Source organism: Hymenobacter aquaticus, assembly GCF_004765605.1.
GTDB lineage: Bacteria > Bacteroidota > Bacteroidia > Cytophagales > Hymenobacteraceae > Hymenobacter > Hymenobacter aquaticus.
Window position 1 is genome coordinate 667,122 of the sequence record NZ_SRLC01000003.1, and the last position, 8,884, is coordinate 676,005.

Sequence of the window (8,884 nt, forward strand, 5' to 3'; positions counted from 1 at the left end):
AAGAGTTTGGCCGCCAACCGGTATTCGTCGGGCCGGAAAGGCAAAACGCCTCCCGGAGTTTCTCCGGAAGGCGTTTTAAAGACTGATGAGAAGGGCGCCGGGCGTTACTTGCCGGCCGAGGCCGGTAGCGTGCTGCTGTAGGTCGAGGCCTTGCCAAACGACTCCTTGATTTCGTCGACGGCGGCGCGGCTGCTCAGGCGCTTTGGCTTGGTATTGAGGAAGGTACCATCCTCGGCCAGCAGGAAATAGGCCGGCACGTCCTGGATGGCGTAGGCCCGGGCAATGGCGGAGCGCATGCCGCCCGTGGCCCGCACGTGCACGCCCGGCAGCTTCTTGCCGATAACCAGCTGCTTCCAGGCCGGCTCGTTTTCGTCGAGGGCCACGTTGAGAAACACGATGTTCTTGCCGTCAAACTTTTTCGCCAGGTCGGCCGCGTAGGGCAGGTCGCGCAGGCACAGGCCGCTGGTGGTGCGCCAGAAGTTGATGTACACCAGCTTGCCGGCAAACTGCCGCAGCGTCACACTGTCGCCGGTGGCCGACACGAGCTTGAACGCCGGGGCCGGGGCGCCGATGGCAAAGGCCTTGTGGGTTTCGAAGTCGTGCTGCAGCACGGGGTAAAACTGGTTTTGGGCGTCGATGCTGCGGTAGTTCTCCAGCATGGCCGCCGACTGCTTCACGTGGCCAAAGCGGAACGACTCCTGCAACACCCGCCCCATGATGATGGCCCGCACCGGGTCGGCCAGCTGCTTCTTGGCCATGTCGTAGCACACCTGGTAGAAGTCCGGGTCGGAGCGCTGGTGGTTGCTGGCAACGGCCAGGTAGTGAATATAGTTGATCAGGAACTCTTGGTACTGCTCGTTCTGCAGCGCGCCGGGGTTGTTCACCAGGGCCTTGTCGTTGAGGAATTCGTAGTAGGTCGGCGTCATCTTCAGCCGGCCCTCGGTAGCTACCACCTGCTCCCGCAGATCCTGGAAGGTAAGCCGGTCGTTGGCGTAGCTGTACTCGATTTCGGCCTTGGCATACTCCTTAAAGGCGGGGCTCAGCGGGTTGTCCTGGGCGTAGTTCTCGAGAAACTTCTTTTCCTCCTTGCGGCGGTAGTCCAGAAACGACAGGAACGGGGCCTCGTAGAGGTTGATGTTGTCGGGCAGCACCTGAAAACCGTCGTTTTCCACAAACCGCTCATCCAGCTCGGCCAGGTAGGTATTGGCCTCAGCCCCCTTGCCCTTGAAGCTGACCGACGAGGACATGTCCTTGCCCTTGAAGCGGATTTCCATGGCGTTGCCGGGCTCCAGAAACAGGCTGGCCACGTCGTCGCCGTACACCAGGTCGGCCTTGGTGGGGCCGTTTACCGTCAGGGCCAGCCGAAACTCCCCGCGGTTGTCCACCCGGGCGTAGGTAATCTGCTCCTTGGGGTCCAGCGGACTTTCGCGCACGGACACGGCCACCGTGTCGTTGGTCTTGCTACTGATTTTGCCGGTCAGCGTCACGGTGCCCTGCGCCCGGCCCACCAGGGGCAACGCAAGCAGCGCCGCGGCGAGCAAGCCAGTTTTATAGAAGCGGAAAGAATATGCCATCGGTAGGGGGGGGTATCAAGGGCTAGTCATGCAAAGAATTAGCTTTAACCCAGCCGGCGTTGGTAAAAACCGTGCAACCATAGGTTTTCGCGGGAAAAGCCAATTCTTATACCGAAGATACGGCATTCAGGTTGAGAAAGTCCAATCCAGATTTTGGCTTTTTTCGTAGCGCACCTTCAGAGCCAACGTTTTGAAGGTTTTACCCGAATAATCCGCTCAGGACTTCATCCAGGCGGCCTACCGGTTGAGCTCTGATTCCGTAGCGGGCCAGATCCAGGCCCCGGGCGTTGAACTGGGAGATGTACATTTCCCGGAAGCCCAGCTTCTCGGCTTCCGACAGGCGCTGATCCAGCCGGCTCACCGCCCGGATTTCCCCGCTCAACCCCACTTCGGCCGCCAGACACACGTTGCCCGGAATCGGCAAGTCGTTCAAGGACGACACCACGGCCGCGCACACGGCTACGTCCAGGGCCGGGTCGTCGAGGCGCAGGCCGCCGGCAATATTGAGGAATACGTCGTGCTGGCCCAGGCGCAGGCCGCTGCGCTTTTCGAGCACGGCCAGCAGCATGTTCAGGCGCTTGGCGTCGAAGCCGGTGGCCGAGCGCTGGGGCGTGCCGTAGGTGGCGGGCGTCACGAGGGCCTGCACTTCCACCAGCAGCGGCCGGTTGCCTTCCAGGGTGGCCCCGATGGCCATGCCGCTCAGGCTTTCGGTGCGCTGGCTGAGCAGAATTTCCGACGGGTTGCTCACCTGCCGCAGGCCCGTGCCCTGCATTTCGTAGATGCCCAGCTCCGAGGTGCTGCCGAAGCGGTTCTTGGTGGTGCGCAGAATCCGGTAGGAGAGGTGCCGGTCGCCCTCAAACTGCAGCACGGTGTCGACCATGTGCTCCAGAATCTTGGGGCCGGCAATGGAGCCGTCTTTGGTGATGTGGCCGATGAGCAGCACCGGCACGCCGGTTTCCTTGGCGTACTTCAGCAGCTCGGCGGTGCACTCGCGCACCTGGCTCACCGAGCCCGCCCCCGACTCGACCAGCCCCGAGTGCAGGGTCTGGATGGAGTCGACGATGACCACGTTGGGCTGGAGCTGATCAATCTGCTTAAAGATGTTCTGGGTGTTGGTTTCGGTCAGGATGTAGCACTGCGGGTGCTGGGGCCCGAGCCGCTCGGCCCGCATCTTGATCTGCTGCTCACTTTCCTCGCCCGAGATGTAGAGCACCTTCATCTGCCGCAGGCTCATGGCAATCTGCAGCATCAGCGTGCTTTTGCCGATGCCCGGCTCGCCGCCGATGAGCACCAGGGAACCGGGCACGAGGCCGCCGCCCAGCACGCGGTTCAGCTCCCCGTCGTTGGTGTCGAAGCGCGACTCCTCCTCGTAGTGAATCTCGCCGATGGGCCGGGGCTTGGTCACGGTTTTGCCGCCGGGGCTCGACGTGGGCGGCTTCCAGGAGCCGGCCGCCTGGGTGTCTTCCTTCTGGATGACCTCCTCCACGTAGGTGTTCCACTCGCCGCAGCTGGGGCAGCGCCCGATCCACTTGGCCGATTGGGCCCCGCAGTTCTGACAGAAATAAAGAGTCTTGAGTTTGGCCATGAAGAAGAAGCGGAAGGGTAAACTAAAGAAATGCGGGGCGCGGCTAAATAGTTTGGCAAGAACGGAGTTTTTAGCCGGCTTTCCCGTCCTGGCCGGCGGGGGCGGCCGACGCAACGGCACCGTGCCCAATGCCTCCCGCCCCGCGGGCGTTTCGCTGTGCGCTTGGCTACCGGCGGGCGGCCAAACCCGGGGCCCATCCAGGTGGTTTCTCCTATATTCCCTCCCGCTAACGACCCGCTGCCATGCCTGCTGCCCTCACCCCGGCCGACCTTCTGGTCATTCCGATTTTCAACGACCTGCCGCCCGACACGCTGGCCTGGCTGCTGGCGCACGGCGAGCGGCGCGAGGTAGCCGACGGCGAAGCCGTGGTGCAGCCCGGCGACGTGGCCGAGTACATGATGGCCGTGCTGCAGGGCGGCATCCAGTTCTACTCGGTGCTGAACGGCAACCGGGAGCCCCGCTTCCGCATCGACGCGGGCAGCGTGAGCGGGGTGCTGCCCTACTCCCGCCTGCGCACCATCAGCGGCTATGGCCTGGCGGTGGGCCCCACGGTGCTGTACTTGCTGCACCGCGACCTGTTTCCCCAGCTCGAACAGGCCAGCCCCGAGCTGGTGCAGCGCCTGGTGAGCCTGATGAGCGACCGGGCCCGCGACGAGGCCCGCGCCCAGGAGCGCGACGAAAAGCTGCGGGCCCTAGGCAAGCTCTCGGCCGGTCTGGCCCACGAGCTCAACAACCCCGCCGCCGCCATTGCCCGCGGGGCCGAAGCCCTGCGCGAGCGGGCTGCCGCCAAGCCCGGCCTGCTCGTCGACCTGGTGCGGCACTGCCCCTCGCCCGCCGCCTTGCAGGCGCTTACGGCCCTGTCGGTGCCGGGCCAGTCGCCCACGGGCCTGCTGTCGGCACTGGCCTGCGCCGACCGGGAAGACGAAATAGCCGACTGGCTGGAAGCCCAGGGCGTGCCCGACGGCTACCGCCTCGCCGCCGGCCTGATGGAGGCGGGCCTGACCCTGGAGCAGCTCCGGCCCGTGGGCGCGGCCCTGCCCCCGGCCGCTTTGCCCGCCGCCTTTGCCTGGCTGGAAGGCCAGCTCACCATGCTGCGCCTGATTCACGACGTGCAGGAAAGCGGCTCCCGCATCAGCACGCTGGTCCAGAACGTGAAAACCTACTCCCACATGGACCGGGGCGGCGACTACGCCCAGCTGGACGTAAAAGCCGGGCTGGAAAGCACCCTGAACATGCTCAGCTACGCGCTGCGGGCCAAGAACATCCGCCTCGTGCGCGACTACGCCCCCCAGCTGCCCGCCATTCATGGGCAGGTCAGCAGCCTCAACCAGGTCTGGACCAACCTGCTCGACAATGCCATCGACGTGCTGCCCAGCGGCGGGGAAATCACGCTGCGCACCGCCGTGGAAGGTGATTTCGTGCGGGTCTTCGTCATCGACAACGGCCCCGGCATCGCGCCCGAGGTGCTGCCCCGTATCTTCGAGCCCTTCTACACCACCAAGCAGGCCGGCGAGGGCACCGGCCTCGGTCTCGACATTGCCCAGCGCATCGTGCGCAACCACGGCGGCCGCCTGGAGGTCCACTCCCAGCCCGGCCGCACCGAGTTCTGCGTGTGGCTGCCCAGCGGTGAAGTGGTGAGATAGTGAATGAGTGAAGGTGTATCATTGCTTCGCTCTGCTCGCAATGACACGATGTCTTAATAGTAATTTCCCGATAGGCCCCGTTCAGCATAAGTCCAGAATGGGTAAAGGGTGCCTATACAGTGCCTATACGGAAGCTATACGGGAGCCTTTCTTCCGAATTAGCTTGCGCAACAGGCTAGAAATAAAACAAAAACAAGAAAGCCACCGGCACTTCAAGTAGCCGCCCTACCATGGAAAAGAAACCTATTCTCCTTGCCGTCGATGACGACTTGCAGGTACTCGGGGCCATCGACCGGGATTTGCGCAGCGAGTTCCGGCGCGACTACCGGGTGCTGCGGGCGTCGTCGGGGGCTGAGGCCTTGGCTACCCTGCGCGAGCTGAAAGCCCGGGAAGAGCCCCTGGCCCTGATCCTGGCCGACCAGCGCATGCCCGAAATGGAAGGCGTGGAGCTGCTGGAAAAGGCCCGTAGCATCTACCCCGACGCCAAGCGGGTGCTGCTCACGGCCTACGCCGATACCGAAGCCGCCATCCGGGCCATCAACAACGCCCGCCTCGACCATTACCTGATGAAGCCCTGGGACCCGCCCCAGGAGCTGCTCTACCCCACCCTCCACGACTTGCTGGCCGCCTGGCAGGCCCAGTACAGGCCCCGGTTTCAGGGCCTGCGCCTCATCGGCTTTCAATGGTCGCCGCTTTCCCACGAGCTCAAGGATTTCCTGGCCGGCTACATGGCCGCCTACCAGTGGCTCGATTTCGAAGCCAACCCCGAAGCCCAGATATTACTGAGCACGACCAGCTTCACGTCCGCCGACTTGCCCGTCGTGGTGTTCGAGGACGGCACGGCCCTCTCGCGCCCGGCCCGCGCCGACGTGGCCGCCCACATGGGCCTGGCCGCCACCGCTTCCCAAGATCTGTACGATGTCGTCGTCGTGGGCGCCGGCCCGTCGGGGCTGGCCTCGGCCGTGTACGGCGCTTCCGAAGGGCTCAAAACCCTGATTATCGAGCGGCAGTCGCCGGGTGGGCAGGCCGGCACCAGCTCCCGCATCGAAAACTACCTGGGCTTCCCCACCGGCCTGAGCGGGGCCGAGCTGGCCCACCGCGCCTGGAGCCAGGCCATCCGGCTGGGCGCCGAGCTGCTGGCCCCGCAGGAAGTCGTCAGCATGTGCGTGCAGGATGGCTACAAAGTCCTGACCCTGGCCAACGGCAGCGAGGTGCGCACCCGCGCCGTCGTCCTGACGATGGGCGTCAGCTACCGCACCCTCGAAGTGCCCGGCATCGACCACCTCACCGGCGCGGGCGTCTACTACGGGGCCGCCCGCACCGAGGCCCGCTCCTGCGACCAGCAAGACGTATATATAGTAGGGGGCGGCAACTCGGCCGGGCAGGCGGCCATGTACCTGGCTTCCTACGCCCGCCGGGTGTTTATCCTCATCCGCGGCGAGTCGTTGGCCGCCTCCATGTCGGCCTACCTCATCGAGCAGATCAGCCAGACGCCCAACATCGAGATTCTGCCCTTCACTCAGGTGCGGGAAGTGCGCGGCCAGGATCATCTGGAGGAGGTAGTCCTGGAAAGCAAAGGGCAGGTGGAAGCCCGCCCCGCCCGGGCCCTCTTCGTGTTCATCGGGGCCAAGCCCAGCACCGAGTGGATCTGCAACCTGGCCCTCTGCGACGCCAAAGGCTTCCTGCTCACCGGCCGCGACCTGGTCGCCGACCCGCGCTACGCCACCAGCTGGAAGCACAGCCGGGAGCCCTACCTGCTCGAAACCTGCGTACCCGGCATCTTCGCCGCCGGCGACAGTCGGGCCGGCGCTATGGCCCGGGTGGCCTCGGCGGTGGGCGAAGGGTCGATGGCCATCAAATTCGTGCACCAGTACCTGGATGAGTAAACCATAGGGCCTGGTAAGGGCCGGCTCGGCGGTTTTCCGAGGAAACTCAGAAAAAGAACAGAATCTGTTCGACTGCCAGAAAAGGCTTTTATCGGGCCTAAAGCTTGTCTTAGCCGGTGGAAGCAGGAAACGGTCTGCCCCGGTCAGCACGGTTCAGCTTGCCGGGGCAAAACACGCCGCCGCGTTCCGCAGTATATAGCGCCGTGCCTATTCGCCGTTGAACAGGCCACTTTTGCCGTTACTGTGCCGAGGCCATGTTACAAGCGCTACGCTCCCGAACCCACTCTTCCCTCCTCTTATTAGCCGCTGCTTTCTCGATTAGTAGCTGCGACCTGCTCGAATTTAGCCCCAACGACTACCGGGCCCCCGCCGACGAGCGGGACCTGACGGCTAAAAACCTGGACAAGCTCCGCCAGCTGCCACTGCCCGCCGGCGATACGCTCCGCTTCGTGTTCACCGGCGACTCCCAGCGCTACTACGACGATGCCGACGACCTGGTCGCCAGCGTCAACCAGCAGCCCGGCATCTCCTTCCTTATAGTAGCCGGCGACATTTCCGATTTCGGCTTTGCCAAGGAAATGCGCTGGGTTAATGAAAAGCTGCGCAAGCTGAAGGTACCCTACGTCACCGTTATCGGCAACCACGACTCCGTCGGCAACGGCCGCGAAGCCTACCAGGAGATTTTCGGCCCCCTGAACTACTCGTTTATCTACGGCGACACCAAGTTCATCATGACCGACACCAACGGCCGTGAGTACAACTTCGACGGGCACATTCCCAGCATGCCCTGGGTCAACCAGCAGCTGGCCGACTTGCAGGGTGCCCGCCGCCAGATCATGATTACGCACGTGCCACCCCAGGACGAGGACTTTGATCCGGCCGTGCGGGCTCCCTACGTGCAAGCTCTGCGCGAAGCCAAAAACCTGGTCTTCGAAATGAACGGCCACCGGCACAGCTCCAGCGTCACCCAGCCCTACAACGACGGCGTGTGGTACGTCAACTCCGATGCCTTCTCCGAGCGCCGCTACATGGTCGTGTCCGTGTGGGGCGACAAGCAGTTTCGCGTAAAACAGATCAAATTCTAATGCTACCGCGCCTTTTTACCCCCGTTGCGCTGGCTGCTGCCCTGCTTGCCCCCAGCCTGGTCCTGGCTTCCGAGCCCGAGTCTCCCACTGCTCCCCCCGCCGACAATCCCCAGCCCTGGTACCGCCCCCGGCATGTGGTGCTCCAAACGGCCGGTGGCCTAGGCATGATTTCGGCCGGCGCGGGCTATACCTACTTCAACGACAAAGTCGATACGGACATCCTGCTGGGCTACGTGCCCAAGAAGTACGCTGGGTCCACCCTTACGCTGGCGTCGGCCAAGTTCCTGTATTCGCCCTTCACCATCCGCTTCTCCGATAAGTGGCAGCTGAAGCCCGTTTCCGTGGGTGCTTACTTCAGCTACACCCACGGCACCCTCAACGATGAAGAGCGTGGCCAGTACACCCGCGACTACTACTGGTTTTCTTCCGATACCCGTTACGGCCCCCTAGCCGGCGGCCGCATCACCTACGTTCGGCCTGCCAAGGCTAATGGTCGCCCCCGCAACGTGTCGCTCTACTACGACCTAAGCTCCAACGATCTGTACCTGCACAGCTACCTTACCAATACCAAAGGCCTCAGTCTGGGCCAAATCTTGGTGCTGGGCCTGGGAGTTAAAGCCGATTTCTAAGGACCTACCACTATAATAGAGCCCTGTCTAATAGGCCACGGCTCTATTATCATCGATTCCGCCCTCGAAATTGAAAAGCCGTCAGCCTCCGATTTAGTACTCCTGAGCTACTAAATCGGGGGCTGACGGCTTTTTACACACCACTACCTACAGAGCTACAGAACTGGAACAGATCCTCATTATTGAAAAAGAAGGTCCGCTGACCATAAGTACATACAGCGGTAAGGGTATGTTACTTTTTTGATTGTCAGCTCATTCCGCCAACAGTAGTTGAGCGTAAGAAAAAAACTGCAAGTAGAATCAGAAAAAAGACGGGCTGGTGATTTGGATTTTCCATGCTCTTTCCTACTTTTGCACTCCCAAATCGAACGGAGGCGGGGCGACAGACACTGGAAGAACCGCTCGAAAAAAAAGTTTTCAGCTGGTTTGGAAAGTAGAAAACGAAGTACTTACCTTTGCACTCCCAAATCGAACGGATGCGG

General features: G+C 62.7%; 7 protein-coding genes. 4 read left to right on the forward strand and 3 right to left on the reverse strand.

Annotated elements, in window-relative coordinates:
- Positions 1-104: 104 nt before the first annotated feature.
- Both E5K00_RS22640 and radA read right to left on the reverse strand, forming a co-directional pair.
- Positions 105-1,574: a TlpA family protein disulfide reductase gene (locus tag E5K00_RS22640; protein ID WP_135465577.1), complete on the reverse strand. Its 1,470-nt coding sequence runs from the start codon at positions 1,572-1,574 to the stop codon at positions 105-107.
- 199 nt (positions 1,575-1,773) lie between these two features.
- Positions 1,774-3,159, reverse strand: a complete 1,386-nt coding sequence (gene radA / locus E5K00_RS22645; protein WP_135465578.1) for a DNA repair protein RadA — start codon at positions 3,157-3,159, stop codon at positions 1,774-1,776.
- Positions 3,160-3,401: 242 nt separating this feature from the next.
- Between radA and E5K00_RS22650 the strand changes: the two genes are divergently transcribed.
- The 4 genes from E5K00_RS22650 (at position 3,402) to E5K00_RS22665 (ending at position 8,402) form a co-directional block, all read left to right on the forward strand.
- Positions 3,402-4,802 (forward strand): sensor histidine kinase, encoded by a 1,401-nt coding sequence (locus tag E5K00_RS22650; RefSeq protein WP_135465579.1) that lies wholly within the window; start codon positions 3,402-3,404, stop codon positions 4,800-4,802.
- 230 nt (positions 4,803-5,032) lie between these two features.
- Positions 5,033-6,688 carry an FAD-dependent oxidoreductase gene (locus tag E5K00_RS22655; RefSeq protein WP_135465580.1) on the forward strand — a complete coding sequence of 552 codons (1,656 nt, stop codon included), beginning with the start codon at positions 5,033-5,035 and terminating at the stop codon, positions 6,686-6,688.
- A gap of 254 nt (positions 6,689-6,942) precedes the next feature.
- Positions 6,943-7,773, forward strand: coding sequence for a metallophosphoesterase family protein (locus E5K00_RS22660; protein WP_135465581.1), 831 nt, complete (start codon positions 6,943-6,945; stop codon positions 7,771-7,773).
- Positions 7,773-8,402 (forward strand): hypothetical protein, encoded by a 630-nt coding sequence (locus E5K00_RS22665; RefSeq protein ID WP_135465582.1) that lies wholly within the window; start codon positions 7,773-7,775, stop codon positions 8,400-8,402. The genes E5K00_RS22660 and E5K00_RS22665 overlap by 1 nt, the downstream gene beginning before the upstream one ends.
- Before the next feature lie 247 nt (positions 8,403-8,649).
- Here E5K00_RS22665 and E5K00_RS23005 read toward each other — a convergent pair.
- The coding region (locus E5K00_RS23005) for a hypothetical protein (RefSeq protein ID WP_210114357.1) at positions 8,650-8,884 on the reverse strand (235 nt) is incomplete at its 5' end.

Coding starts and splice junctions, on each gene's coding strand:
- radA (WP_135465578.1), bottom strand. CDS start 3,159: ATGGCCAAACTCAAGACTCTTTATTTCTGTCAGAACTGCGGGGCCCAA.
- E5K00_RS22655 (WP_135465580.1), top strand. CDS start 5,033: ATGGAAAAGAAACCTATTCTCCTTGCCGTCGATGACGACTTGCAGGTA.
- E5K00_RS22660 (WP_135465581.1), top strand. CDS start 6,943: ATGTTACAAGCGCTACGCTCCCGAACCCACTCTTCCCTCCTCTTATTA.
- E5K00_RS22665 (WP_135465582.1), top strand. CDS start 7,773: ATGCTACCGCGCCTTTTTACCCCCGTTGCGCTGGCTGCTGCCCTGCTT.
- E5K00_RS22640 (WP_135465577.1), bottom strand. CDS start 1,574: ATGGCATATTCTTTCCGCTTCTATAAAACTGGCTTGCTCGCCGCGGCG.
- E5K00_RS22650 (WP_135465579.1), top strand. CDS start 3,402: ATGCCTGCTGCCCTCACCCCGGCCGACCTTCTGGTCATTCCGATTTTC.